22 protein-coding genes are annotated in these 25,765 nt (G+C 59.9%); 8 read left to right on the top strand and 14 right to left on the bottom strand.

Annotation, left to right across the window (positions count from 1 at the left end; translation table 11 throughout):
- Positions 1 to 23: 23 nt before the first annotated feature.
- Positions 24 to 593 (top strand): hypothetical protein, encoded by a 570-nt coding sequence (locus tag Q0W88_RS00340; RefSeq protein ID WP_343212517.1) that lies wholly within the window; start codon positions 24 to 26, stop codon positions 591 to 593.
- 15 nt (positions 594 to 608) lie between these two features.
- On the opposite strand, the gene Q0W88_RS00335 is transcribed toward Q0W88_RS00340, so the two are convergent.
- The 9 genes from Q0W88_RS00335 to Q0W88_RS00295 form a co-directional block, all read right to left on the bottom strand.
- Positions 609 to 2,030 carry a gamma-aminobutyraldehyde dehydrogenase gene (locus Q0W88_RS00335; RefSeq protein WP_297798791.1) on the bottom strand — a complete coding sequence of 474 codons (1,422 nt, stop codon included), beginning with the start codon at positions 2,028 to 2,030 and terminating at the stop codon, positions 609 to 611.
- Positions 2,031 to 2,043: 13 nt separating this feature from the next.
- Positions 2,044 to 2,853 (bottom strand): ABC transporter permease, encoded by an 810-nt coding sequence (locus Q0W88_RS00330; protein ID WP_297798789.1) that lies wholly within the window; start codon positions 2,851 to 2,853, stop codon positions 2,044 to 2,046.
- Positions 2,843 to 3,772: an ABC transporter permease gene (locus tag Q0W88_RS00325; RefSeq protein ID WP_297798788.1), complete on the bottom strand. Its 930-nt coding sequence runs from the start codon at positions 3,770 to 3,772 to the stop codon at positions 2,843 to 2,845. The genes Q0W88_RS00330 and Q0W88_RS00325 overlap by 11 nt, the downstream gene beginning before the upstream one ends.
- A 10-nt stretch (positions 3,773 to 3,782) precedes the next feature.
- Entirely contained in the window at positions 3,783 to 4,793 is a 1,011-nt protein-coding gene (locus tag Q0W88_RS00320; RefSeq protein ID WP_297798787.1) for an ABC transporter ATP-binding protein, read from the bottom strand.
- 60 nt (positions 4,794 to 4,853) lie between these two features.
- A complete protein-coding gene (locus Q0W88_RS00315) occupies positions 4,854 to 6,035 on the bottom strand; it encodes an extracellular solute-binding protein (RefSeq protein ID WP_297798785.1) in 1,182 nt (393 codons plus the stop codon).
- Between the two features lie 150 nt (positions 6,036 to 6,185).
- Positions 6,186 to 7,112: a 5'-nucleotidase gene (locus Q0W88_RS00310; protein WP_297798784.1), complete on the bottom strand. Its 927-nt coding sequence runs from the start codon at positions 7,110 to 7,112 to the stop codon at positions 6,186 to 6,188.
- 39 nt (positions 7,113 to 7,151) lie between these two features.
- The gene (locus tag Q0W88_RS00305; protein WP_297798783.1) at positions 7,152 to 7,940 is read right to left on the bottom strand and encodes an NAD kinase; all 789 of its coding nucleotides are present in this window, start codon (positions 7,938 to 7,940) and stop codon (positions 7,152 to 7,154) included.
- A 39-nt stretch (positions 7,941 to 7,979) separates the two neighbouring features.
- Positions 7,980 to 12,848: an NAD-glutamate dehydrogenase gene (locus Q0W88_RS00300; protein ID WP_297798782.1), complete on the bottom strand. Its 4,869-nt coding sequence runs from the start codon at positions 12,846 to 12,848 to the stop codon at positions 7,980 to 7,982.
- A gap of 33 nt (positions 12,849 to 12,881) precedes the next feature.
- Complete coding sequence (locus Q0W88_RS00295; RefSeq protein WP_297798781.1) at positions 12,882 to 14,042, bottom strand: acyl-CoA dehydrogenase family protein; 1,161 nt, start codon at positions 14,040 to 14,042, stop codon at positions 12,882 to 12,884.
- 117 nt (positions 14,043 to 14,159) lie between these two features.
- Between Q0W88_RS00295 and Q0W88_RS00290 the strand changes: the two genes are divergently transcribed.
- Positions 14,160 to 15,089: a metalloregulator ArsR/SmtB family transcription factor gene (locus Q0W88_RS00290; protein WP_297798779.1), complete on the top strand. Its 930-nt coding sequence runs from the start codon at positions 14,160 to 14,162 to the stop codon at positions 15,087 to 15,089.
- On the top strand, positions 15,089 to 18,823 hold the full coding sequence (gene metH / locus Q0W88_RS00285; RefSeq protein WP_297798778.1) for a methionine synthase: 3,735 nt from the start codon (positions 15,089 to 15,091) through the stop codon (positions 18,821 to 18,823). Before Q0W88_RS00290 ends, metH begins: the two co-directional genes overlap by 1 nt.
- On the opposite strand, the gene Q0W88_RS00280 is transcribed toward metH, so the two are convergent.
- The 5 genes from Q0W88_RS00280 to Q0W88_RS00260 all read right to left on the bottom strand — a co-directional run bounded on the left by Q0W88_RS00280 (position 18,824) and on the right by Q0W88_RS00260 (position 22,453).
- The gene (locus Q0W88_RS00280; RefSeq protein WP_297798777.1) at positions 18,824 to 19,414 is read right to left on the bottom strand and encodes a DUF2058 family protein; all 591 of its coding nucleotides are present in this window, start codon (positions 19,412 to 19,414) and stop codon (positions 18,824 to 18,826) included.
- Between the two features lie 4 nt (positions 19,415 to 19,418).
- Positions 19,419 to 19,634 carry a SlyX family protein gene (locus Q0W88_RS00275; protein ID WP_297798776.1) on the bottom strand — a complete coding sequence of 72 codons (216 nt, stop codon included), beginning with the start codon at positions 19,632 to 19,634 and terminating at the stop codon, positions 19,419 to 19,421.
- 2 nt (positions 19,635 to 19,636) lie between these two features.
- Entirely contained in the window at positions 19,637 to 20,980 is a 1,344-nt protein-coding gene (locus tag Q0W88_RS00270) for a UDP-glucose/GDP-mannose dehydrogenase family protein (protein WP_297798775.1), read from the bottom strand.
- A 30-nt stretch (positions 20,981 to 21,010) separates the two neighbouring features.
- Positions 21,011 to 21,826, bottom strand: coding sequence for an FKBP-type peptidyl-prolyl cis-trans isomerase (locus Q0W88_RS00265; protein ID WP_297798774.1), 816 nt, complete (start codon positions 21,824 to 21,826; stop codon positions 21,011 to 21,013).
- Between the two features lie 75 nt (positions 21,827 to 21,901).
- Complete coding sequence (locus Q0W88_RS00260; RefSeq protein WP_297798773.1) at positions 21,902 to 22,453, bottom strand: glutathione peroxidase; 552 nt, start codon at positions 22,451 to 22,453, stop codon at positions 21,902 to 21,904.
- Positions 22,454 to 22,589: 136 nt separating this feature from the next.
- Here Q0W88_RS00260 and Q0W88_RS00255 point away from each other — a divergent pair, with 136 nt between their 5' ends.
- From Q0W88_RS00255 to Q0W88_RS00235, 5 genes are all read left to right on the top strand, one after another.
- A complete protein-coding gene (locus Q0W88_RS00255) occupies positions 22,590 to 22,838 on the top strand; it encodes a hypothetical protein (protein WP_297798772.1) in 249 nt (82 codons plus the stop codon).
- Entirely contained in the window at positions 22,838 to 23,203 is a 366-nt protein-coding gene (locus tag Q0W88_RS00250) for a GntR family transcriptional regulator (protein WP_297798771.1), read from the top strand. The genes Q0W88_RS00255 and Q0W88_RS00250 overlap by 1 nt, the downstream gene beginning before the upstream one ends.
- Positions 23,200 to 24,057, top strand: coding sequence for an ABC transporter ATP-binding protein (locus Q0W88_RS00245; RefSeq protein ID WP_297798770.1), 858 nt, complete (start codon positions 23,200 to 23,202; stop codon positions 24,055 to 24,057). The genes Q0W88_RS00250 and Q0W88_RS00245 overlap by 4 nt, the downstream gene beginning before the upstream one ends.
- Positions 24,054 to 25,022 carry a hypothetical protein gene (locus Q0W88_RS00240; protein ID WP_297798769.1) on the top strand — a complete coding sequence of 323 codons (969 nt, stop codon included), beginning with the start codon at positions 24,054 to 24,056 and terminating at the stop codon, positions 25,020 to 25,022. The genes Q0W88_RS00245 and Q0W88_RS00240 overlap by 4 nt, the downstream gene beginning before the upstream one ends.
- A gap of 62 nt (positions 25,023 to 25,084) precedes the next feature.
- Complete coding sequence (locus tag Q0W88_RS00235) at positions 25,085 to 25,732, top strand: DUF2884 family protein (protein ID WP_297798768.1); 648 nt, start codon at positions 25,085 to 25,087, stop codon at positions 25,730 to 25,732.
- Positions 25,733 to 25,765 lie beyond the last annotated feature (33 nt).

Raw genomic sequence — 25,765 nt, 5'->3', positions numbered from 1 at the left:
TCATTTGGCGCTAAAGTGGCCGCATGCGATTGATTGCCACCATTTTCCTGTTTCTGCTGATGGATGCCCTGGCATTAGCCTCGGGCGAGCCTGCACCGGAAATCCGGGTTTACCGGTGTACGGATAAGAGCGGCAACAGTCGCCTGCAGGATTCGGCGTGTCGCCCGGGGGAAATTCAGGAGATTCGGACCATGCAACGTCCGGTAGATGCGCCGCCGGCGGCTACGGCTCCGAAGCCGCCTCAATCGGATGCACCCGCCACCAATGCCTCGTTGCATATCCCCATTCCGCCGGTTCCGGAACTTTATCAGTGTACCGATTTTGACGGCAAGAGCCGGGACAGCGAACACATCGATGTTAACCGCCGCTGTGTTCCGCTCTGGGTGCTGGGCTATCAGGGCAACAGTCAGGCCTGCCGCTGGGTCGAAGACAGCTGCGTCCGCTATGAAGGCGATGCCTTGTGCGAACGATGGCGGCAGCGTGCCAAAGACGCGGAAATGGAGGCGCGTCTGACATTCGGAAACCGAAGCGCCTATGCGCAGTCCGAGGCCAAGCGCATTGCCCAGATAGTCAGCACCCACTGCTCGCGCTGAAGTTAAGCCCTGCAATCAATGCTTGATCATGATGTGTCGGATGGCGGTGTAATCCTCCAGACCGTACATCGACATGTCTTTGCCGTATCCGGACTGCTTCATGCCGCCGTGCGGCATTTCGCTGCACAGCATGAAATGCGTATTGACCCAGGTGCAACCATACTGAAGCTCGCTGCTGACGCGCATGGCGCGTCCGATATCGGCAGTCCAGACCGAGGAGGCCAGTCCGTAATCGCTGTCGTTGGCGAAAGCGATGACCTGGTCGGTATCGGAGAAGCGGCTGACCGATACCACCGGACCGAACACTTCGCGGCGTACGATTTCATCATTCTGGCCGGCATTGGCCACCACTGTCGGCTGGTAAAAGAAACCGGAATCACCGGTTCGGCCACCGGTGGTGATTTCCAGCTGTTTGTTGTCGCGGCAGCGATCGATGAAGGCGGCAACGCGTTGCTGATGCGCCTGGCTGACCAAGGGGCCCATTTCCACGCCCTCCTCATCCTGCAACCCTGTTTTGATGGTGGAAACCGCAGATGTCAGGTCGGCCACGAAGTTGTCGTAGGCCTTGTCCTGCACATAGATGCGGCAGGCTGCGGTGCAATCCTGCCCGGCATTATAGAAGCCGAAAGTGCGGATTCCTTCAACGGCGCTCTGGATGTCGGCATCGTCGAAAATGATGACCGGTGCCTTGCCGCCCAGCTCCAGATGGGTGCGCTTGAGCGTGCGCGAGGCGACTTCCAGCATCTTCTGCCCGGTGGCGATCGAGCCGGTCAGCGAGATCATGCGCACCTGCGGTGCGTTCACCAGCGGATCGCCGACAGTGCCGCCGCGGCCGAAGACGATGTTGATGACGCCGGCAGGAAGCAGATCGGCAATGATTTCGAAGAATCGCAGCGAAGTCAGCGGCGTGATTTCCGAGGGCTTCAGCACCAGACAGTTGCCGGCGGCAAGCGCCGGAGCCATTTTCCAGGCCGCCATCATCAGCGGGTAATTCCAGGGGGCGATCGAGGCGACCACGCCCACCGGATCACGGCGGATCATCGAGGTATGGCCGGGCAGATACTCGGCGGTGGCCGAGCCGTTCAGACAGCGGGCGGCGCCGGCGAAGAACCGGAAGACATCGGCAATGGCCGGCATTTCATCGTTGAGGGCTGCACTGAACGGCTTTCCGCAGTTGCGGGATTCCAGACGCGCCAGTTCTTCGGCATGGGCGTCAACGCGATCGGCAATCTGCAGCAGGATGCTGGCACGGTCTTTCGGCGTCTGACGGGCCCAGCCCGGAAATGCGGCATCGGCGGCGGAAACGGCCGCGGCGACCTGCGCCGGACTGGCTTCGGGAATCCGCGCGATTTCGGCGCCGGTAGCCGGATCGAACACGGTGAAGGCTTCGCCCTGGCCCTGCTGCAGCTGGCCACCGATCAACATTTTGGTTTGCATGGTTTACTCCTCTTCATTTGCCCGATCCCGCCACGGAATCGGTGTCTCTGGTCAGATAATATGCGCCCAGGATGGGCAACGCCGTCATCAGCATCACCATCAGGGCCACGACGTTGGTAATCGGGGTGTCGCGCGGCTTCGAGAGCTGGTTCAACAGCCAGATCGGCAAGGTCCGCTCGCTGCCGGCGGTGAAGGTGGTCACGATGATCTCGTCGAAACTGAGCGCGAAGGCCAGCATGCCCCCCGCCAGAAGCGCAGTTGCGATATTGGGCAGAATGACATACCTGAACGTCTGGAATCCGTCCGCGCCGAGATCCATGGATGCCTCCAGCATCGACGGAGATGTGCGCCTGAATCGCGCTATGACGTTGTTGTAGACCACGACGATGCAAAACGTGGCATGGCCGGTCACGATGGTGAGAATTCCGGATTCCAGACCCGCCAGCTTGTAAGCGGACAGCAATGCGATGCCGGTGACGATGCCCGGCAGGGCAATCGGCAGGATGAAAAGCAGCGTGACGGTTTCCTTGCCGAAGAATTGGGCTTTGTAAAGCGCCGCGGAAGCCATGGTGCCGAGCAGCATGGCCAGCAGGGTCGCCTGTGCCGCGATTTTCAGCGACAGCCACACGGCATCACGGACATCCTGACGGGCATAGGTCTTGCCGAACCATTCCAGCGTGAAGCCCTGCAGCGGGAAGCTGAAAGAACTGGATTCGGTATTGAAGGCGTACATGGCAATCACGGCAATCGGCAGATGCATGAACGCCAACCCCATCCAGGCCGCAGCCCTCAACCACCACGGCGAACCGGCATCAGAGTGCATCGAATGCCCCCAGACGCTTGGCGAACGCAAGATAGACGGCGATGAGGATGATGGGTATCACGGTAAAAGCCGCGGCCAGCGGGATGTTTCCGGCAGCACCCTGCTGGACGTAAACGAAATTGCCGATGAACAGTCCCGATGGACCGATCAATGTGGGGATGATGTAATCACCCAGCGTCAGCGAGAAGGTGAATATCGAACCGGCGACGATACCTGGGAATGCAAGAGGCAGCAGTACATGACGGAAAGTTGTCGCCATATCGGCGCCGAGATCCTGCGAAGCCTGGGTCAGGTTGTGCGGAATCCGTTCGATGGCCGCTTGAATCGGCAGGATCATGAACGGCAGCCACAGGTAGGTAAACACCAGAAACCGGCCGAAGTGCGATGTGGACAGCGTCGATCCGCCCACATACGGAATCTGCAGAAAAGCATCGAGAAGCGGCAATAGTCCGAGTTGGCCGACCATCCAATACAGGATGCCGCCCTTGGCGAGGATGACCGTCCAGCTATAGGCCTTGACGATGTAACTGGCCCACATCGGCAACATGACGCCGATGTAGAAGAATGCCTTCATTTTCTTTCCGGCATGCACAGCCATGTAGTACGCCACCGGAAAGGCAATCACGGCAGAGGCCAGGGTAACCGCTCCGGCCATGGCCAGCGTACGCAGAATGATGTCGCGGTTGGCTTCGGCGAAGATCCGCGCATAGTTGTCGAAGGTCAGCACCGGAAGCACCGACATCGAGAAATCATCGAAGCTGTAGAACCCCTGCCAGAGCAGAGCGCCCAGTGAGCCCAGGTAAATCAAGGTGAACCACAGCAGCGGCGGTCCGAGCAGCAGCACCAGAAGCAGCCGCGGATTCCGGTAAAGCAGATCGGAGAGCTTACGCAGCGGCGTCCGCAGATAGAGCGCGTTCATTTCCATGCGGTCAGGTCGCCAACGGCACCATGGCTTCGGCGGGCCAGGCCAATGTTACCCGTGCCCCGGAAACCGGCAGCGAAGCATTGTCGAGCAGGCTGTTGGAAAGCACGGCCGCCAGCTCCAATCCGTCTTCGGTCCGTATTTCGACGCGGCTTGTCGCCCCGTGAAACTGCACATCGCGGACAATGCCGGTCACCGATATCCCGTCGGTGACCAACTGATTCACGCGGATGTTTTCCGGACGTACCGAAAACGCCTGGTTTCCGCCGAACAGGCGCTTGGCGCTGCCGGCATCGAAAATATTGGATGTGCCGACGAAATTGGCGACGAACAGCGTGGCCGGCCGGCGGTACAGCGCCGCCGGACTGTCGACCTGCTCGATGCGGCCGCGATTGAACACCGCCACACGGTCGGACATGGACAGCGCTTCGCCCTGATCATGAGTGACATACACGAAGGTGATGCCGAGTTTCTTCTGCAGCGATTTAAGCTCGTCCTGCATCTGTTCACGCAGCTTCAGATCAAGTGCACCAAGCGGTTCATCGAGCAGAAGCACCTTGGGGCGGTTGACCAGCGCACGGGCAAGTGCCACGCGCTGCCGCTGTCCACCGGAAAGCTGGGACGGCTTTCGGGCCGCCAGATCGCCGAGCGCGACCATCGTCAGGGCCTCCGCAGCGCGCTGCCGCCGCTCGGATCGCCCGACACCCTTGACCATGAGTCCGTATTCGACATTGCCGATGACATCCATGTGCGGGAACAGCGCATAATCCTGGAACACCGTATTGACATCGCGCCGGTACGGCGGCAATCCGGAAGCCTGAACGCCGTGAATCCGGATCAGTCCGGCCGTTGGCTGCTCGAAGCCCGCAATCAGGCGCAGGCAGGTGGTTTTGCCGGAACCGCTGGGGCCAAGAAGGGAAAAGAATTCACCCTCCGGAATGACCAGACTGACCTCGTCAACGGCTTTTACCGCGCCGTAATGGCGCGAAACATCCTCGAATTCAACTGCCAGCGACATACCGGTTTCCATTCAAAAAAAAACGAGGGGAAAATCCCCTCGCTGTTGTTTTACGCCTACTCAGCCGCCCATGATGGCAATGTAATCCTGGGTCCATCGGCTGTAAGGCACGCAACCTGCGGCATCGCTGCATTTGGCTTCCGGTGTTCTCCAGAAATGGATCTTGTCGAAATTATCCATTCCGTTGGTCTTGCAGCCTTCCGCTCCGAGCAATGCATTGTTTTCGCAAGCCGCGGGCACCGCCGGCAACGAGCCGAACCAAGAGGCGACATCCCCCTGCACTTTCGGACTGATTGACCATTCCATCCAGGCATAGGCGCAGTTCGGATGTTTGGCATCGGCATGCAGCATGGTGGTATCGGCCCAGCCGGTGGCGCCTTCGGAAGGAATCACGGAGGCAATCGGCTGTTTCTCCAGCTGCAGGGCGTTGACCTGATACGGCCATGAGCCGGAAGCGACCACGCCTTCGTTTTTGAAATCGCTCATCTGGACGGTGGCGTCATGCCAGTAACGATGGACCAGGGCCTTCTGCTTCTTCAGCAGATCGATGGCGGCGGCATACTGGGTTTCATTCAAGGCGTAGGGATCGGTAATTCCGAGTTCGGGACGCTTGGCTTTCAGGTAGAGCGCGGCATCGGCAATGTAAATGGGGCCATCGAAAGCCTGGATACGTCCTTTGTTGGATTTGCCGTCGGGCAACGTCTGTTCCTCGAACACCACACCCCAGCTGGCCGGCGCGGTCTTGAACGTCTTCGTGCTGTACATCAGCACATTCGGACCCCATTGGTAGGGCACGCCGTAATGCTTGCCGTCCACGGTATGCCAGGCGGCATTCTGCAGGCGGGCATCGATGGCGGCATAGGATTTGATGCGGCTGATGTCGATGGCCTGTACCTTGCCGCCGGCGACCAGACGCAGGGAGGCATCACCGGAGGCGGTGACCAGATCGTAGCCGCCCTGATTCATCAGGGCCACCATTTCATCGGAGTTGCCCGCGGTCTTCACGCTGACCTTGCAGCCGGTTTCGGTTTCGAATCCGGAGACCCAGTCATAGTTTTTATCGGTTTCACCGCGCTCGATATAGCCCGGCCAGGCAACAATCGACAGCTCGCCTTCCAGCGCCGTGGACGGCTCCGGCGCGGCGCTCTGCTCGGCCGGAGCATCGGTGTTTTCTTTCTTGCAGGCCGTCAGGGCCAGTGCGACGCCCGTGACGAGCAGTGCGGATTTCAGATTATTGCGCATGGCTTCCCTCTCTCTTGGATTTGTAATGGAATAGTAGCGGGCAAAACGGCGGCTGACGACCGCATGTCAATAATATTAACCGCTTTTTTAATTTTGTAGTTGAATATTTTACGAGCGCGTAATAACCCACTAAACCGATGTTTTCCAAGCTTATTTATTATTGGACACCCCGTGCGGCACGTGGCCGGCGGCCACATGCAGGCGCGCGCTGTCGATGTTGTGACTGGAGTCATCGAAAAAAAGATCGGCACCGAACGCCTCCAGAAACGGACCTTTGTCGCGCCCGCCCAGAAACAGCGATTCATCGAGGCGGACGCCCCACTGGCGCAGCGTCAGAATCACGCGCTTGTGCGCGGGCGCCGAACGCGCCGTCACCAATGCGGTCCGGATCGGACTGGCATCGGGCGGAAAACACTCCTGCAGATCATGCAAGGCCGACAGGAACCCCTTGAACGGACCGCCGGAAAGCGGCTCGTGAGCGCGGGCCGCCTCATGGGCGTGAAAAGCGGCCAGGCCGCCCTCCTGGGAAACCCGCTCGGATTCATCGCCAAATATCACGGCATCGCCATCGAAGGCGATGCGCAGCTCCGGGTGTACTTGTTCCGCTGCAACAGCCGGTAGGATTGTGGCGGCTGCAATGCCATGCTCTAGGGCTGAACGCACTGAATCCGGATTGGCGGAAAGGAATAACTGGGCACCGAATGGCTGGATGTAAGGATAGACCTCGGCGCCGCTGGTAAATACGGCACGGGTGATTTTCAAGCCGTAATGTTCAATGGAATTAAAAATACGCAGACCGGTATCGGAGCTGTTGCGCGACAGCAGGATGACCTCCACCCGTGGATGTTCGGGCGGCGCACCGGCATTCAGCGCCAGCAGCTTGCGGACCAGGGGAAACGCGATGCCCTGCGGCAGAATGTCATTTTCATGCAAGCGCTGGTACTCGGCATATGCCGCAATGCCCTGCTGCTCGAAAACATGATGTCCGTCTTCCAGATGGAACAGTGCGCGCGCCGTTATCGCGACCACCAAGGGAGCCTGCGATTGAGCGGGATGCGATGTCGGTTGGCCGTTCATGCGCTCAGTATGGCCGATGGGATTCTCATCGGACGAGAATCAGGTCACGAACTGTTCGTTGAGGATCCGGTCATCCAGGTTATGTTCGGGATCGAACAGCAGACGTACCGTGTTTTCATTGCCTTCGCGGATGCTGACTTCCACGACATCCCGGACTTCATGCGAATCGGCAGTGACGCTGACCGGACGCTTGTAAGGGTCCAGTACGCGCAGCCTGATCAGCGTGTCGGCCCGCAGGATGGCACCGCGCCAGCGTCGGGGGCGGAACGGCGCGATGGGCGTCAGTGCGATGACCGCGGAACCCAGGGGCAGGATCGGACCCATCGCCGAGAAGTTATAGGCCGTGCTTCCGGCCGGCGTCGCCACCATAATGCCGTCACAGACCAATTCATCGAGACGGACCTGGCCGTTGAGCGATACCTCCAGCTGGGCGGCCTGACGGGTCTGGCGCAGCAACGAGACTTCGTTGTAGGCCAGAAACCGGTAGCGCATGCCAGCTTCGGTCAGGGCTTCCATTTCCAGCGGCTTGAGCGTGCTGCATTCGGCGTTGCGCAGGCGCTCGATCAGGCCTTCGGCGCGGTAATGGTTCATCAGGAATCCGACGCTGCCGAGTTTCATCCCGAATACGGGCAGCGACAACGGCGCGTATCGGTGCAGTGTCGAAAGCATGAAGCCATCGCCGCCGAGCGCGCAGATGGCTTCGGCCGACTCCGGCGGACATTGTCCGTATTGCGCGACCAGGGCCTGCAGGGCCTCCTGTGCGCCGGCCACGGGACTGGCGACGAAGGCAATTTTCGGCGGATCGGAAAGCTTCACGGGCGGCTCCATGGCATCACGGGCACATCATAACCGATGTGCCCGACCATATCAGCGTACGCCGGTGGAGGCAATCTGCGCCAGACGCCTCACGGCAACCGAGAGCGTCGGGAAATCCATTTCGCTCAGAGAGCGCATGTCGGTGAACATGCCGAGCGTGTACTTCAACGCCGCATCGTCACGCGAAAGCCATGCCCTGACCCAGTCCGCCGGCGATTTTCCGGATTGTGCGGTAGCCAGAACGGTGCTGACCAACTGGCGCTGTTGCGCCTGCAGCTCATCACGCAGAACGCCGCGGGCCTGGGCCTGCCAACGGCCGGTCACCGGCAGCAGTTCGACATTTTCCATCAGCCAGTTGATGTGCAGGGCATCACTGAGCGCGAAATGGGCCTGGGCCACCGCCATCACCGGCTGCTTCTCGAGCAGGCTGAGTTCGATGATGTCCATCGCCGAATTCAGGTACGGCAATGCCGAGAGGAAATGGGCCAGACGCGGTGACATGCCGAGTCCCGACAGACGGCTGAATTCGGCATTGAAGGCCGCCTTGTCTGACGCGGTCAGGGCTTCCGGCAGGGACTGCAGCAAGGTGCTGAACGGCTCCTGATAGCGTTCGACCATGCGCGCGATGTCCAGCAGCAGGCCGGGCAAGGCGATTAGCCAACGGGTCAGATTGCGTTGCAGATGCCAGATGCCGGCAAGCGCCTCCAACTGAACGTTTTCGCCGACCTTGTGGTCGAGCGCGTCGATTTCGGCCCAGAGCTCGCGTGCCAGCATGCTTTCACGGATGATCGTGTAGGCTTTTGCAATTTGTGACGGCGTTTCGCCGGTGTCTTCCTGCATGCGAAGCAGGAAGGTCGAACCCATGCGATTGACCAGTGAATTGGTCACTGCGGTGGCGATGATTTCGCGGCGCAGACGGTGGCTGAGCATGTAATCGGCGTATTTCTCCTGAAGCGGCTTCGGGAAATAGCGCTGCAGCTCCTTGGATAGGAACGGATCTTCCGGCACATCCGAGTCCAGAAGCTGGTTGAAGATGACGATCTTGTCATAGCTCAGCAGAACCGAAAGCTCCGGACGGGTCAGTCCCTGCCCTTTGGCTTTACGCTCAGCCAGTTCGGCATCGCTGGGCAGGAATTCAATGGCGCGGTCGAGCAGACCTTCCGCTTCGAGGGTCTGGATGAAATGCGTGAACGAGCCCAGACGCTGGGCGCTCATCGACTCCATCAGGCTGAGCGCCTGATTCTGCCGGTAATTATCGACCAGGACCAATTCGCCGACCTCATCAGTCATGCTGGCCAGCAGGGCATTGCGCTGTTCCAGCGTCAGTTCGCCGGCAAGCACCGCCGCGCCGAGCAGGATCTTGATGTTGACTTCATGATCGGAGGTATCGACGCCGGCCGAGTTGTCGATGAAGTCGGTATTGAGCAGAACGCCATGCTGGGCGGCTTCGATGCGGCCGCGCTGGGTCATGCCCAGATTGCCGCCCTCGCCCACCATCCGGCAACGCAATTCGCTGCCATTGACGCGCAGGCCGTTGTTGGCGCGGTCGCCGCAGTCGGCATGGGTTTCGGAACCGGACTTGACATAGGTTCCGATGCCGCCGTTCCAGAGCAGATCGACCGGCGCCTTCAGAATGGCATTCATCAGTTGGTTCGGGCTCATTTCGGCGGTATCCGGATCGATGCCGAGCGCAGCCTTGATTTCAGGGCTGAGCGGAATCGATTTGGCACTGCGCGGGAATACACCGCCGCCTTTGGAAATCAGGCTGGCATCGTAGTCTTCCCAGCTCGAGCGCGGCAGTGCGAACAGACGCTGGCGCTCGACGAAGGTGGTGGCGGCATCCGGATTCGGATCGAGGAAAATATGGCGGTGATCGAAGGCCGCCAGCAGGCGGATATGGCGCGACAACAGCATGCCGTTGCCGAAAACGTCACCCGACATGTCACCGATGCCGACGCAGGTGAAATCTTCGGTCTGGCTGTTGCGGCCGAGTGCACGGAAGTGGCGCTTGACCGATTCCCAGGCGCCTTTGGCGGTGATGCCCATGCCTTTATGGTCGTAACCGACCGAGCCGCCGGAAGCGAAGGCATCGCCCAGCCAGAATCCGTGTTCGGCCGATATGCCGTTGGCGATGTCGGAGAAGGTGGCCGTCCCCTTGTCTGCGGCAACCACCAGATACGGGTCGTCGCCGTCGTGCCGCACCACGTTCTGCGGGTGCACGATCTGGCCGTTGACCAGATTGTCGGTGATGTCGAGCAAGCCGTTGATGAAGCGTTTGTAGCAGGCAATGCCTTCGGCCAGCACCGCATCGCGGTCGCCGCCTGCCGGCGGACGTTTGGCGAAAAACCCGCCTTTCGAACCGACCGGTACGATGACGGTGTTCTTCACCATCTGGGCTTTGACCAGACCGAGCACCTCGGTCCGGAAATCTTCACGGCGGTCCGACCAGCGCAGGCCGCCCCGTGCGACCGGTCCGAAACGCAGATGCACGCCTTCGACGAAGGGGGAATACACGAATATCTCACGGTACGGCACCGGCTTCGGAATGTCCGGCACCAGAGCGGGATCAAACTTGAAGCTGAAGTAATCCTTGGCCTTGCCCTGGCGATCTTGGGTTTGATAGAAGCTGCTGCGCAGCGTGGCTTTGATGACCGATGCGAAGGCACGCAGAATGCGGTCTTCATCCAGACTGGCGACTTTGGCCAGTTGTTTACCGAGAAGTTTATCGACGGCGCCGATCTGTTCATCGCGCGAAGTCGCGACGAAATTGGCCAGATAGCGTTCTGCCGAATCGACCCCCATGCGTTTCAGGGTCGGTGCAAGATCGGCATTGCTACCACCCAGATCCGGGTTGAACCGGGCATCGAACAGCCCGATCAGAATGCGCGCCACCGCCGGATAGCGCTGCATGGTTTCTTCCATGTAGGTCTGCGAGAACGGTACGCCGATCTGCAACAGGTACTTGCAATAGGCGCGCAGCACCGCGACCTGGCGCCAGTCCAGTCCGGCAAGGGTGACCAGACGGTTGAAGCCGTCGTTTTCGCACTGCCCGCGCCAGACGGCGCCGAAGGCCTGCTCGAAGTCGGCTTTGATGTGTTCGACAGCGACGACGGCAGCGCTTTCAATTGCAAAGTCCTGGATGATGACTTTGCGTTCGTCCAGCGACAGAATGTAGGGATTTTCTGTCAGCACCTTCATGCCGAGGTTTTCCAGCATCGGCAAGGCGTCGGACAGCGCGATTTCCTTGTCGAGGCTGAACAGTTTGAAACGCAGGCGGTCTTCTTTTTGATACAGATTGAGGGTCAGACCGCCATCCGCGGTGAGCTGCTCGATCTGGCGGATGTCATCGATGCTCTGCTCCGGGGTAACGGTCTCCACATAACTCTGCGGAAAAGCCGGCAGATAACGGCCGGCCAGGGCAATGCCCTGCTCTTCGCCGAAGCCAAGAATCAATGCGTCGCGGAATTCATCCTTCCAGTTGCGGATGATGGCGGCCAGATCGGCCTCCAACGATTCCACATCGTAGGCAGCCGGCTGTGTGCCGTCATGGCGGATCAGCAGATGCAGCTGAGCCAGCGGCGAGTCGCCGATTTTGAGCGTCTTGTCGATGCGGTCGCCATTGAGGGCCTGCATCAGCATGTCTTCGATCCGCGTCCGGATTTCGGTATTGAAGCGGTCTTTGGGCAGATAGATCAGTACCGAGAAGAAACGGCCGAACGGATCCTTGCGGATGAAAAGCTTCGGACGGAAGCGCTCCTGCAGACTGAGAATGCTGACACTGGTCTGCAGCAGCTGGTCGGGGGTGGCCTGGAACAGCTCCTCGCGCGGCATGGTCTCTAGGATCTGGCGCAGGGCCTTGCCGCTGTGGCCTTCCAGGCTGAGTCCGGACGACTGCATGACTTTGTCGTAATTCAGGCGAACCAGCGGAATTTCCCACGGACGGCGGTTGTAGGCCGATGTGGTGAACAGGCCAATGAAGCGGTACTCGCCGAGGGCACGGCCGTCGGCACCGTAATGCAGCACGCCGATGTAGTCCATGTAAGTCGGGCGGTGGACCGTGGCCCGTGCCGCCGTCTTGGTCAGGATCAGCAGGTCGCGGTTGTCGCGCCGGGTCCGGCCAAGGCTGCTGACCGGGCGCGAATGGGCGCTGTGATGGGAGTCGCGCAGCAGACCCAGTCCTGTTCCCGGAACGGCATCCAGCGATTCGGAAGCGCCTTTGCCGGTCAGTCGGTATTCGCGGTAACCGAGGAAAGTAAAATGATTTTCCGCGGCCCACTTGAGGAATGCACTCACTTCGGCCGGTGCGTTTTCGGCATCGTCAACGCGCTGGACGGCGGCGATATCGGCGACTTCGAGCATGCGCTCGCGCATCTGCTGCCAGTCGGCGACACTGACCTTCACATCTTCCAGCGTGCTGCGGATCGCGGCAATCAGGGTTTCTGCGGTTTCCGCACTCTGGCGCTCGATTTCCATCCAGACTACCGATTCTTTGACCGGACCGGGGACGGCGGTCAAGGTGCCGCCGGCATCGCGCTCGACGGACAGCACCGGGTGGACGATGGCGTAACAGCTGACGCCGAGGGTATCCAGAACCATCTTGAACGAATCGACCAGAAACGGGAAATCATCGGAAACGATTTCCAGACTGCTGCGGGTGCTGCTACCGTCGGAGGCCAGATTGGCTTCCTGATTCACGCGCACATTGGCAATGCCGGGCCTGCGCACGCGCGATGCGTCCAGCAGCGAGTCCAGAATCTTGACCCAGGCCTGCTGGTCCTGCAGCTCGAAATCCTCGAGCGATACCTGGGAAAGCACGGCATGGACGAAATCGGCGTCGGCGCCCTGCCCGTTGCTGGCCTTGGCCACCTGCTGGGCGATGGCCTTGATGGCCGAAGTCGAAGGATTGATGATGACGGTCATGGGGGAATATTCTCTGGATAAACGTCGGACAGCTCAGCGCAGTCCGGTTTCGTTGCGGGCAATGACCAGACGCTGGATTTCGCTGGTACCCTCGTAAATTTCAGTAATCTTGGCATCGCGGAAATAACGCTCGAGCGGCATTTCCTTGGAGTAGCCCATGCCACCGTGGATCTGCAGGGCCTGATGGGTGATGAACATGGCGGTTTCGGAAGCGCTGAGCTTGGCCACTGAAGCTTCGGTGCTGTAACGTCCGCCGTTGCGGTCGGCATTGGCCTTGGCCCAGGCCGCACGCAGCGTCAGCAGCTCGGCGGCGTCGAGGCGGCATTTCATGTCTGCGATTTTGGCCTGGATCATCTGGAATGAACCGATGGCCTGGCCGAAACTTTTGCGTTCCTTGACATAGGCTACCGCCGCTTCATAGGCGGCCCGAGCCAGACCGACGGCCTGCGAGGCGATGCCGATGCGACCGGCATCGAGGACGCCCATGGCGATCTTGAAGCCCTCGCCTTCGGTACCCAGAACTTCATGGGCTTCGGCGATGTAGTCCTGGAATTCGATTTCGCAGGTGGCCGAGGCGCGGATGCCGAGCTTGGGTTCGGTCTTGCCCCGAAAAAAGCCGGGCTTGGCGGTATCGATCATGAATGCGGTGACGCCCTTGGCGCCCTTGTCCGGATCGGTCATGGCGAACAGCACGATGTATTTGGCGACCGGACCGGACGTGATCCAGCTCTTCTTTCCGTTGATGACGAAGCGGCCGTCATCGCGCTTGACGGCACGGCAGCGCATGGCGGTGGCATCGGAACCCGATTGCGGTTCGGTCAGGGCGAAGGCGCCGATTTCGCGTCCTTCCGCGATGGCACGAACATAGAGCTGTTTCTGCTCTTCGGTGCCGAACTTGAGGATGCCGTTGCAGAACAGCGAATTGTTCACCGAGACGATGGTGGAATGGGCGCAGTCGCCGGCGGCGATTTCGATCATCGCCAGGACATAACTGATCGGGTCCATGCCGGCTCCGCCGTAGGCTTCCGGCACCTCGATGCCCATCAGCCCGTTTTCACCCAGCAAGCGGATGTTTTCCAGCGGAAACTCACCGGTCCGGTCGAAGTGTTCGGCACTGGGGGCGATTTTTTCCTGCGCAATGCGGCGCGCCACGTCCCGGATCATCAATTGCTCATCGGTGAAGCCAAAATCCATATCATCCTCGGCAGGAAAAATTTGCGGTGCGCTATTTTACCCCCTTAGCGCATACGTATGTATTGCCATGGCCGGCAAAAAACTATATCTTTGTATCCTGATATAAGGATATATGACATGAATCTCGAATCCTGGTCGCAGTGCCTGAAAGTCCTTGCCGATCCGACACGTGTCCGGCTGCTTGCGCTGCTGGAACACGAGGAGCTGACCGTGGCCGAGTTGTCAGCCATTACCGGCCTTGCACAGCCGCGGGTCTCCACGCATCTGGCCAAGCTCAAGGAATTCGATCTGGTCCGAGACCGGCGCTCAGGCGTCAGTGCCTATTACCGGTTCAACGACAAGGATCTGGATCCGGCAGAGGTCGGCCTCTGGCAATCGCTGCGCGCGGGCACCGATGATCCGCTGTTGCGCCAGGATTTCGATCGACTGGGCGTGGTTCTGGCCCAACGTGCCGATGATGAAAACTGGCCGGATACCGTGGCCGGCGACATGGAACGTCATTATTCGCCGGGCCGGACCTGGGAAGCCCTGGCGCGCACCGCCCTGCCCCTGATCGATCCGGGCGAAGTGCTCGATATCGCTTCCGGTGACGGAGTGCTGGCCGAACTGTTTGCGCCATACGCCAAGCGCTATGTCTGCATCGACTCCAGCCCGAAAGTGGTGGCGGCCGCCGCCGAACGCCTCAAGAAGTGGCCGTCGGTCTCGGTGCAGAATGCCGACATGCATGCCCTGCCGTTCGAAGGCCCGCAGTTCGATCTGGTACTGATGATGCATGCCTTGAATTATTCGAAAAAGCCCGCCCTGGCGATCGAGGAAGCCGCCCGGGTCCTGAAGCCGAAAGGCGAGTTGCTGCTTTCCTGCCTGCTCAAGCACGGCCATCGCAGCGCAGTCGGACCCTATGGCCATGAAAACCTCGGTTTCAGCCAGAAGGAACTGATCCGCTTCGCCGAGAAATCCGGGCTGAAAGTGAAATACTGCGAAATCGTCAGCCGCGAACGCCGCGCTCCGCATTTCGAAATCGTCATGCTGCTGGCGGTGAAGCCCTGATGCTGCCCTGGAAGGACCCGGCGCGCGTCGCCGCACTGGAGAATGCACTGGGCAGCCGCATCCTTATCCTGGACGGCGCCATGGGCACCATGATCCAGGCAATCGGCCTGGAAGAAGCCGATTACCGCGGCGAACGGTTCCACGACGGCTTCGATGCCTTGCATGCCGGCGACCATGCGCATCATCCGGGATGCGGCTGCAGCAAGGAACTGAAAGGCAACAATGATCTGCTCTCGGTGACGCGGCCGGATGTCATTTCCGACATCCATCGCCAGTATCTGCTCGCCGGCGCCGACCTGATTGAAACCAATACTTTCAATGCCACCCGCAGCTCGCAATCGGATTACCGGCTTGAACACCTGGCCTATGAGCTGAATATGGCCTCGGCGCGTCTTGCGCGCAACGCCTGTGACGCCATGACCGCCGAAACGCCGGATCGGCCGCGCTTCGCCATCGGCATCCTCGGACCGACCTCCCGCACCGCTTCGATCAGTCCTGACGTCAACGACCCGGCATTCCGCAATACCGACTTCGACACCCTCTGCAGTCATTACCGGGAAGCCACCGAGGGCCTGATTGACGGCGGCGCAGACATCATCATGGTAGAAACGGTATTCGATACGCTGAATGCCAAAGCCGCCGTGTTTGCGGTCGATGAGATCTTCCGCGAGCGCGGCTGGCGCCTGCCGCTGATGATCTCGGGCACCATTACCGACCGCTCGGGACGGACCCTATCCGGCCAGACCGCCGAAGCGTTCTGGTACTCGCTCAGGCACGCCAGACCGATGGCCGTGGGCTTGAACTGCGCGCTCGGCGCCAAGGATCTGCGCGCCCATCTGGACGTTCTCGGCGCCTGTGCCGACACCTACATCTCCTGCCATCCCAATGCAGGCCTGCCGAACGCCTTCGGCGGCTATGACGAAAGCCCGGAGCTGATGGCCGAACAATTGCGGGAGTTCGCGCATTCCGGCCTGCTCAACATCGTCGGCGGCTGCTGCGGTACGACCCCTGCGCACATCCGTGCCATCGCCGAAGCCGTATCCGGTCTCCCGCCGCGGGCCGTTCCCGAACTCCCGGCGCTGACCCGGCTTTCCGGCCTTCAGCCTTTTGTCATCACGCCCAACATCAACTTCGTCAATGTCGGTGAACGGACCAATGTCACCGGCTCGGCACAGTTCAAGAAGCTGATCCTGCAGCAGGAATACGACAGGGCCCTGTCGGTCGCCAAACAGCAGGTCGACAACGGCGCACAGATCATCGACATCAACATGGATGACGGCATGCTGGACTCTGAGGCCGCGATGGCGCATTTCCTGCGTCTGGTCGCCTCCGAGCCGGACATCGCCCGCGTTCCGGTCATGATCGATTCCTCGAAATGGTCGGTGATCGAAGCTGGTCTGAAATGGGTCCAGGGCAAGTGCGTGGTCAACTCGATCTCGCTGAAGGAAGGCGAAGCCGAATTCCTGCGGCAGGCTGCACTGGTCCGCCGTCATGGTGCCGCCGTGGTCATCATGGCTTTCGATGAAACCGGACAGGCGGAATCTTTGGAGCGCAAGGTCGCCATCTGCAGTCGTGCCTATACATTACTGACCGAACAACTCGACTTTCCGCCCGAAGACATCATCTTCGACCCGAACATCTTCGCCATCGGTACCGGCATCCAGGAACACGACGGCTACGCCGCGGCATTCATCGCCGCCACCGCCGAACTACGCCGGCGCTTCCCCCTTTCACATGTTTCCGGCGGGGTCTCCAACGTCAGTTTCAGCTTCCGGGGCAATACCCCGCTGCGCGAGGCCATACATTCGGTCTTTCTGTTTCATGCCATCCGTTCCGGACTGGACATGGGCATCGTCAACGCCGGCGCCATGCCGCTCTACGACGATCTGGATCCCGAGCTGCGTACACTTGTGGAAGCGCTGGTACTGAACACAGACAGCGAGGCCACTGAAAAAGTGATGGGGCGCGCCGCCGCTTTCCAATCGGCGCGGGCAGATGACGACCCGGCGCTTCTGGCCTGGCGCGGCTGGCCGGTGGCCGACAGACTGGCACACGCCCTTGTTCACGGCATTGACGCCTACGTCGAGCCGGATACCGAAGAAGCACGGCTGGCCGCCGAACATCCCCTGCATGTCATTGAACAGCACCTGATGCGCGGCATGAATACGGTCGGGGATCTTTTCGGCGCCGGGAAGATGTTCCTGCCGCAAGTGATCAAATCGGCGCGGGTCATGAAAAAATCGGTCGCCCTGTTGCTGCCCTACATCGAAGCGCTGAAGGAAACCGGAAGCAAGGACAGTTCGAACGGCCGGATCATCATGGCCACGGTCAAGGGCGATGTCCACGACATCGGCAAGAACATCGTCGGCGTGGTGCTGGCCTGCAACAATTTCGAAATCATCGACCTCGGTGTCATGGTCCCGGCGCAGACCATCATCGATGCCGCCATCGAGCACGGCGCGGTCGCCATCGGCCTGTCCGGCCTGATAACACCTTCACTGGAAGAGATGAGCCACATCGCCAAGGAAATGAAACGCCAGGGTATCGCCCTGCCGCTCCTTATCGGCGGCGCCACCACCTCGCGGGCGCACACCGCGCTGAAGATCGCGCCACACCATGACCAACCGGTGATTTGGGTCAAGGACGCCTCGCGGGCCGTGGGCATGGCCGCCGCCCTGTGCGACCGCGAACAGCACCGCGGACAGCTGGAAAGCATTGCCGAAGAATATGCCCAGATCCGGCTGCGGCATGCGCAGAAATCCGATGCCAAAGTGCTGGTGAGCCTGCAAGCGGCTCGCGCCAATGCCCTGCGCACTGACTGGAGCAACCACCGGAGCATCGCGCCGCTGTTCACCGGAACCCGGGTTCTGAATGACATTCCGCTGGATTCGCTGACGCCCTACTTCGACTGGACGCCGTTTTTCCAGAGCTGGGAACTTTCGGGCAGGTATCCCGAGATACTGGACGATGCCGTGGTCGGAAAACAGGCGCGTGCGCTGTTTGCCGATGCACAGGACATGCTGGCACGGATGGTTTCCGAGAAATGGCTGCGCGCCCGGGCCGCCGTAGGCTTCTGGCCGGCACAAAGTCAGGGCGAGGATGTGCTTCTCGATACCGAGGCCGGCATCTGCCGTCTGCATTTCCTGCGTCAGCAGGCACAGAAGCCCGAATCGCGGCCGAACCTGTGTCTGGCGGACTTCATCGCGCCGGAAAAGGATTACCTCGGGGCTTTTGCGGTCAATTGCGGTGAAGGCGTGGATGCACGGGCACGCGCATTCGAGCAGGAGCACGATGATTACTCCGCTATTCTGCTGAAAGCCCTTGCCGACCGCTTTGCCGAAGCCTGCACCGAATGGCTGCACCTGAAAGTACGCACCGAATTCTGGCCGTATGCCGGGACCGAGAGTCTCGATCCGCAGGCCTTGATCGAAGAACGCTACCAGGGCATACGCCCCGCTCCGGGCTATCCGGCCTGCCCAGATCACAGTGAAAAACGCACCCTATTCGACCTGCTCGGCGCCGAAACCGCCATAGACCTGCATCTGACCGAAAACTTCGCCATGCATCCAGCGTCCGCAGTCAGCGGCTATTATTTCGCACACCCGCAAAGCCAGTATTTCGTGGTCGGCCGGCTGGGCCGGGATCAAGTTGCCGATTATGCGGAACGTAAAGGAATCAGCCTGGTACAGGCAGAAAGATATCTGGCGGCCAATCTCGATTACGATCCGGAGTAATTACCAAACCAGATCGTCCGGAATCTGGAATTTCGGGTCATCATAACCTTCCGGCAGACTTTCCTCGTCGCCATCGCAGTAAAGCGCAACCAGCGAGGGCAGCAGCGCGCGGACGGCAAGAACGGTTTCACGCGAGGTCAGGCAGTAACGGCCGTTGAACTGCACCACGCCCAGATCGCCGGCATTGAGCGCGCCGAGCTGATCGCCAGTGACGTAAATGCGTTTGATTTTCCCGCCGTAGGAAAAATGACGGGCGATATCGGCGTCGGCAGCGTTCAGGATGCCACCTTCAAGAAGCTTGCTAACCTGCTCCTTGGCGATTTTTTTCTGCTGGGAAGCAACCTGCTTGGCCTGTTCCGCCAGGTCGCGCTCACGTTTTTCCTGTTGGGTGCGCAAGGCGAAGGCTTTGGCCAGATCGATTTCCTCCCGGGACTGGCGCGGCTTCGGCTTGCCGGCATTCCGGTTACGGCCGGCCGATTTCGGCTGAGTCGGCGCCGAATGCGGACGTACCTGAGCATCGGGTTTACGTTCGGGTTTTGGCGCCTGCTTGAATCCGAGACCGAGTAATTGGTCTTTCAGTGAATTGCTCATGGGTTCAATAATGGGGCGGCGGCGGTTCGGTTCCGGAATCACCCGGAACCGTATTGCGCAGGGCCTTGAGTTCATCGAGTGCGCGACGCAGCTGTTCCGACTGCCGGTAGACTTCCATGCGCGATTCGGCCAGGGCATCGCTTAACTCAGTGAGTGCGTGCTCCTGGAAACTGATGCGCATTTCAAGTTCCGCCATGCGCTCCTCGAGGCTTCCGGTCATGTTCAGTCCGCGCGGACGATGCTGCGGCCACGGCCGATGCCGTAATAGGCCAGACCGGCCTGTTCGACGGTTTCGGGATCGTAGATGTTGCGGCCGTCAAACACCACTGCAGCGGACAGCTGCTGTTTGAGCTGGGTGAAATCCGGGCTGCGGAAGTTCTTCCATTCCGTCACCACCACCAGGGCATCCGCATTCTGCAGCGCCGCGTTGGCGGTACCGACCAGCATGAGGTCATCACGCTGGCCGAAAATGCGTTCGGCTTCATGCATGGCTTCCGGATCGAAAGCCTGGACTTTAGCGCCGGCATTCCAAAGGCTGGCCAACAGGTTGCGGCTGGATGCCGCACGCATATCATCGGTATTCGGTTTGAAGGCCAATCCCCAGACCGCGATGGTCTTGCCCTGCAGTTCACCGCTGAAGTGACGGCTGATCAGTTCGAATAGCTTGTCTTTCTGGCGGTCATTGACCGCCTCGACGGCGGCGAGAATCCGCGCCTCATAACCATACTGGCGGGCGGTCCGTTCCAGCGCCTGCACGTCCTTCGGGAAGCAGGATCCGCCGTAACCGGCACCGGGATAGATGAAGCTGTAGCCGATTCGAGGATCGGAACCGATACCGTGACGGACCATTTCGATGTCGGCACCGACGCGTTCGGCGATGTTGGCCATCTCGTTCATGAAGCTGATCTTGGTGGCCAGCATGGCGTTGGCGGCATATTTGGTCAATTCAGCCGAACGCACGTCCATGGCCACGATACGGTCGTGGTTTCGGTTGAACGGCGCATAGAGCTTCTTGAGCACTTCGAGCGCCTTCGCGGATTTGGCGCCGATGACGATGCGGTCCGGCCGCATGCAGTCCTTGACGGCATCACCCTCTTTCAGGAATTCGGGATTCGAGACCACATCGAATTCGGTTCCTGCACCGCGCCGGGCAAGGGCATCGGAAATGGTGGCCTGCACGCGGTCGGCGGTGCCGACCGGCACCGTCGATTTGTTGACAACCACCGCATAATGGCCGAGATAACGGCCAATGGTGCCGGCAACCGCCAGGACATACTGAAGATCGGCACTGCCGTCCTCATCCGGCGGCGTACCGACGGCGATGAAGATGATTTCACCGTGGGCGACGGCGGATTCGGCATCGGTGGTGAATTGCAGGCGCCCTTCCTGGTGATTCTGCACCACCATCGGCGTCAGACCCGGCTCGAAAATCGGAATCTGACCCTTGTTGAGGCCATCGACCTTGGCGCTGTCGATGTCGACGCAGACCACCTGATTGCCCATCTCGGCCAGACAGGTGCCTGTGACCAGACCGACATAACCGGTACCGAATACGGTGACTTTCATGCGTGAATACCCGGATGCGGACGCGTGGGGTTACTGGCCGGCCGGCGGCGTTGCTTCACCTGCGGGGCGCGGCTTGGTTTCCAGCAGTTCGACTTCGAACACCACTGCGGCATTCGGGCCGATCACCGGCGGACTGCCCATTTCACCCCAACCCAATTCGCTGGGGATCCAGAGTTTGTATTTGCTGCCGACCGTCATCAGCTTGACGCCTTCGGCCCAGCCCGGAACGACTTCGGCCAGGGAAAACTGCGCCGGTTCGTTGCGGTCATAGGAGCTGTCGAACTTGGTGCCATCGAGGAGCGTACCTTGGTAATGGACCTTGACCAAGGCATCATCGGTTGCCGGCTTGGCGCCGGAACCCTGACGCAGGACCTGATACTGCAGGCCGCTGGCCGTGGTCAGCACACCCGGGGCGGTCTTGTTTTTTGCGAAAAACGCCTTGCCGGCCTCGAGATTCTTCTTCGGGAGTTCGGCCGCGACCTTTTCGGCATGGGCCTGGAGTTTGGTGCTGAAGGCGTCGCGGATCTGGGTGTGTTGCGCTTCACTGACCAGCGGCTTGCCGGCGAGCTGGTCGCGCATGCCCTTGGTCAACAGCTCGACGTCGATTTCCTGCTCGATTTCCTTGAGCGATTTGGCGATGTCCATGCCGATCATGTAGCTGACCTGCTTCCGTTCGGAATTCATGCCGGACAGGCCTTTCACGGTTTCGGAACCGCTGGCGGTGCTGGTAATGGCATCGGCCGATTTCGCCGCATCCTCGGCTTTCTCGTCTTTGCTGCAGGCGGACAGGCTGACGCACATCAAGGCGCCGGCCAGAACCAGGGCCACGGGTTGCTTGAACTTCATCGGAAATCTACTCCACGTTGAGAAGCCACTATTGTCCTTGCAAAAGCGGCTCAGGGCAAACGAAACTTTCAGGGCTTATTTGGCGGCAAGGGCGGCTTCGATCTTGGCCACCAGCTGGGCATCATCGGGCTTGACCTTGCTCGGGAAGCTGCCGATGACATTGCCGTTGCGGTCAATCAGGAACTTGTGGAAATTCCAGCCCGGCTCGTCACCGGTCACCGCCTTGAAATCACGGTAGATCGGGGTGGCATCATTGCCTTTGACATGCACTTTTTCGAACATCGGGAACTTGACGCCATAGGTCAGCGTACAAAATTCCTTGATTTCCTTTTCGCTGCCGGGATCCTGGCCCATGAAGTCATTGGACGGGAAGCCCAGAACGGCAAAGCCTTTGCTTTGGTATTTGGCATTCAGCGCCTCGAGCGCCTCGAATTGCGGGGTGTAACCGCATTTGCTGGCGGTATTAACCACCAAAAGCACCTTGCCGGCATAGGTTTTTTTGAAATTGACCTGCTCTTTTCCGGCCAAAGTCCGGTATTGATGCGCCAACACATCGGTCTTCGCCGACGCCAGGGACGCCCCGAACAGCAGACCCAATGCAATATATCTTATTGATTTCATTTTCATTATGGTATTCCTAGGTCGCATTCCTGAATGGAATATGAAGAAATTAACAGAGACCGGATGAATTTGGTGTTGACAGCGAAAAATATACTGTTATAGTTACCTACAACACCTAACGCATACACCACCGGAGCACCCCATGGCACTTTCACTGAAAAACACGGCAATCAGCCTAGCACTTTCGGGCCTGATGTTGTTTGCGGGCTATCTCGGCGGCGAGGCTCCCGCCAAAGCCGCCGCCGCAGGCTTTACCTCGATTCCGGTCAAGGCCTCGGTTCAAAGCAATGCCGCCGCCGGCAAATCCCAGGCAGCCAAGAAAGCCAAGCGCGCTTTCAGCAGTCCCTATTTTTCATTCGGCAAATCCAACCTGCCGACAGGAGCCCGCTAATGAGCATCCAATGGAGCGATAACAGTCCCATCTACCGTCAATTGAAGGACAAGCTGGTCGGCATGATGTTGGACGGCGACATCAAACCCGGCGACGCCCTGCCCTCGGTCCGGCAGATCGCCGCCGAATACCAGCTGAACCCGATCACCGTATCACGCGCCTTCCAGGAGCTGGCCGATGAAAACGTGGTGGAGAAACGCCGCGGCTTGGGCATGTACATGAGCGAAAACGCCAAAGACCAGCTCCTGTCGAGCGAAAAGCAGCGTTTCCTCAAAAACGAATGGCCGGTCATCGTGGCGCGCATCAAGCGCCTCGGCCTGCAACCCGAACATCTATTCGCATCCAACAAGGGAGAACAAGCATGAGCAGCGTCCTTCACGCTACCGCGCTGAGCAAACACTACGGCAAGCAGGCCGCCGTGGACCGGATCAATCTGGAAATCCAGCCCGGCCGAATCGTCGGGCTGATCGGACCCAACGGCTCCGGCAAAACAACCACGCTGAAGGCCGCGCTCGGCTTGATTCCGTTCGAAGGCGAGCTGAAAGTCCTCGGCTTCGACCCGCGCACCCAGCGCGATGACCTGATGAAGGAAGTCTGCTTCATCGCCGACGTGGCCGTTCTGCCGCGCTGGATGAGGGTCCGCGATGCCCTCGATTTCGTGGCGGGTACCCATCCTAAGTTCGACCGCAGCAAAGCCGACGCCTACCTCGCCAAGACCAAGCTGAAACCGTCGATGAAGGTCAAGGAAATGTCGAAGGGCATGATTGTCCAGCTGCATCTGGCCATCGTCATGTCCATCGACGCCAAGCTGCTGGTGCTGGACGAACCGACCCTGGGTCTGGACATTCTGTACCGCAAGCAGTTCTACCAGAATCTGCTGGAGGAGTACTTCGATGAAGGCAAAACCATCATCGTCACCACCCACCAGGTCGAGGAAATCGAGCACATCCTCAGTGATCTGATCTTCATCCGCGAAGGCAAGATCACACTGAACACCAGCATGGATGAAATCGCCGAACGCTTTACCGAAGTTCTGGTCGGCTCCGAACATTACGCCGCTGCCAAGGCCCTCGGGCCGATCGACGAACGTTCGGTGTTCGGCAAGACCGTTTTTCTGTTCGATGGCATCAACCGCACCACCCTGGCGCCGCTGGGCGACATCAAGACGCCGGGCATCGCCGATCTGTTTGTCGCCACCATGAAAGGAACCTACGCATGAATACGATGAAATGGCTTTTGAAACGCGAATACTGGGAACACAAAGGCGGCTATTTCTGGGCGCCGGTGGTGGTTTCCGGGCTTCTGGCGCTGCTGACCATCGGTTCCATGCTGTTTGCGACCGTGGCAGGCAGCCAGGGCAGCTTTCATCTGGATGGCAACAATTCCGCCATCAATCTGCAGCAGGCGCTGAACGACATCTCGGATCCGCAGAAGATCGAGTTCGCCAAAGGACTGGCCGTCGGTTATCCGGCCGTGGCCATGCCGCTGATGTTCACCCTGGGCTTCGTGGTGTTCTTCTACTGCCTGGGCAGCCTGTACGACGAGCGCAAGGACCGTAGCATCCTGTTCTGGAAATCGCTGCCGGTTTCCGACCGTGATACCGTCGTTTCCAAGGCCCTGACGGCGCTGGTGGTCGGCCCGCTGATTGCCATTGCCTTCGCCCTGGCCCTGTCCCTGCTGGTCCTGTTCACCCTGATGGTGCTGGCGGCGTTCCATGGCCTGAACCTGTTCGGCCTGGTGCTGGGCGATGCCAACTTCTATCTGGTCATCGCGCAGATCGTCAGCTTCATCCCGGTCTACGTGCTGTGGGCACTTCCGACCGTCGGTTATCTGATGTTCGTATCGAGCTGGGCCAAGACCAAACCCTTCCTGTGGGCGGTCGGTGTGCCGGTGCTGGGCGGCGTCATCCTGACGTGGGTCAACGCCCTGGCCGGTTCGCCGTTCGTTTTGGAAGGTTATTGGAAAGTGATCGTGGCCCGCGGCCTGGGCAGCGTGTTCCCCGGCTCCTGGCTCGGCCAGGTCGCGGAATCCAACGCCGCCGTCAACCCCGACAATGCCGTCAGCATGCTGCTCGCCAACACCTACAGCCTGCTGGGCACCGCCAACCTCTGGATCGGCGTGGCCATCGGACTGGCTTTCCTGGCTGGCGCGGTGAAAATGCGTCGCTACCGCGACGAAGGCTGAAAAAAATAGCCGGTGCGGACCTCCGCACCGGCTTTCACGTTCCAACACCGGATGACACGACCATGAAAACCACCCGATTCCTGCCGCTGGCCCTGCTGACCGCGATGCTCGCCGCCTGCAACGCCGACAATACCGCACAGACCGTCGAAGGCATAAAAGCCGATGTCGCCAAGGACATCGAGGCGGACATGAACAAAGCCATCAACGAAGCAAAGGCCGATCTGACCGACATTACCGTTACGCTTGCCGACGGCGGCAAGGCGAAGATTACTGCCGCCGGCGACCTGAGCATTGATGGCAAACCGGTCACGCTCAGCGCAGAACAGCGCGAGCTGAGCAAAAAGTACTACGCCGCCACCAAGCAGATTGCGATGCAGGGTTTGGAAATCGGCAAGGAAAGCGCGAAATTGGCAACCCAGGCCATCGGCAGCGCCATCGGCGGCATCATCAGCGGCAAGAACGAGGCTGACATCGAGAAGTCGGTGGAAGCCAAGGCCGGTAACATCAAGCTCGTCGCCGACAAGCTCTGTGCGAGCGCGCTTGAATTGCAAGCCATCGAGAAAAAACTGACTTCGGCCGTGCCCCAGTTCAAACCTGAGCCGATGACAGTGGAGCAAGGCAAGGATGGCTGCAGCGTGCACTCCGCGGACAATATCAACATCGACTTGGGTGAGTCCGAGCACACGTCTGAGACCCCGCCTAAGCCCTGAATTAGGATTGAACGGAACGAAAAACCCCGGCAT

The sequence above is a fragment of the Arenimonas sp. GDDSR-1 genome (genome assembly GCF_025980345.1).
Classification (GTDB): domain Bacteria; phylum Pseudomonadota; class Gammaproteobacteria; order Xanthomonadales; family Xanthomonadaceae; genus Arenimonas.
Note: the sequence above shows the minus strand (reverse complement) of the source record. Positions and strands in the feature narration are given on the sequence as shown.

Excerpts from the sequence above, each read along its gene's own strand:
- Q0W88_RS00340 (WP_343212517.1), top strand. The coding sequence starts at position 24 with ATGCGATTGATTGCCACCATTTTCCTGTTTCTGCTGATGGATGCCCTG.
- Q0W88_RS00335 (WP_297798791.1), bottom strand. The coding sequence starts at position 2,030 with ATGCAAACCAAAATGTTGATCGGTGGCCAGCTGCAGCAGGGCCAGGGC.
- Q0W88_RS00330 (WP_297798789.1), bottom strand. The coding sequence starts at position 2,853 with ATGCACTCTGATGCCGGTTCGCCGTGGTGGTTGAGGGCTGCGGCCTGG.
- Q0W88_RS00325 (WP_297798788.1), bottom strand. The coding sequence starts at position 3,772 with ATGAACGCGCTCTATCTGCGGACGCCGCTGCGTAAGCTCTCCGATCTG.
- Q0W88_RS00320 (WP_297798787.1), bottom strand. The coding sequence starts at position 4,793 with ATGTCGCTGGCAGTTGAATTCGAGGATGTTTCGCGCCATTACGGCGCG.
- Q0W88_RS00315 (WP_297798785.1), bottom strand. The coding sequence starts at position 6,035 with ATGCGCAATAATCTGAAATCCGCACTGCTCGTCACGGGCGTCGCACTG.
- Q0W88_RS00310 (WP_297798784.1), bottom strand. The coding sequence starts at position 7,112 with ATGAACGGCCAACCGACATCGCATCCCGCTCAATCGCAGGCTCCCTTG.
- Q0W88_RS00305 (WP_297798783.1), bottom strand. The coding sequence starts at position 7,940 with ATGGAGCCGCCCGTGAAGCTTTCCGATCCGCCGAAAATTGCCTTCGTC.
- Q0W88_RS00300 (WP_297798782.1), bottom strand. The coding sequence starts at position 12,848 with ATGACCGTCATCATCAATCCTTCGACTTCGGCCATCAAGGCCATCGCC.
- Q0W88_RS00295 (WP_297798781.1), bottom strand. The coding sequence starts at position 14,042 with ATGGATTTTGGCTTCACCGATGAGCAATTGATGATCCGGGACGTGGCG.
- Q0W88_RS00290 (WP_297798779.1), top strand. The coding sequence starts at position 14,160 with ATGAATCTCGAATCCTGGTCGCAGTGCCTGAAAGTCCTTGCCGATCCG.
- metH (WP_297798778.1), top strand. The coding sequence starts at position 15,089 with ATGCTGCCCTGGAAGGACCCGGCGCGCGTCGCCGCACTGGAGAATGCA.
- Q0W88_RS00280 (WP_297798777.1), bottom strand. The coding sequence starts at position 19,414 with ATGAGCAATTCACTGAAAGACCAATTACTCGGTCTCGGATTCAAGCAG.
- Q0W88_RS00275 (WP_297798776.1), bottom strand. The coding sequence starts at position 19,634 with ATGACCGGAAGCCTCGAGGAGCGCATGGCGGAACTTGAAATGCGCATC.
- Q0W88_RS00270 (WP_297798775.1), bottom strand. The coding sequence starts at position 20,980 with ATGAAAGTCACCGTATTCGGTACCGGTTATGTCGGTCTGGTCACAGGC.
- Q0W88_RS00265 (WP_297798774.1), bottom strand. The coding sequence starts at position 21,826 with ATGAAGTTCAAGCAACCCGTGGCCCTGGTTCTGGCCGGCGCCTTGATG.
- Q0W88_RS00260 (WP_297798773.1), bottom strand. The coding sequence starts at position 22,453 with ATGAAAATGAAATCAATAAGATATATTGCATTGGGTCTGCTGTTCGGG.
- Q0W88_RS00255 (WP_297798772.1), top strand. The coding sequence starts at position 22,590 with ATGGCACTTTCACTGAAAAACACGGCAATCAGCCTAGCACTTTCGGGC.
- Q0W88_RS00250 (WP_297798771.1), top strand. The coding sequence starts at position 22,838 with ATGAGCATCCAATGGAGCGATAACAGTCCCATCTACCGTCAATTGAAG.
- Q0W88_RS00245 (WP_297798770.1), top strand. The coding sequence starts at position 23,200 with ATGAGCAGCGTCCTTCACGCTACCGCGCTGAGCAAACACTACGGCAAG.
- Q0W88_RS00240 (WP_297798769.1), top strand. The coding sequence starts at position 24,054 with ATGAATACGATGAAATGGCTTTTGAAACGCGAATACTGGGAACACAAA.
- Q0W88_RS00235 (WP_297798768.1), top strand. The coding sequence starts at position 25,085 with ATGAAAACCACCCGATTCCTGCCGCTGGCCCTGCTGACCGCGATGCTC.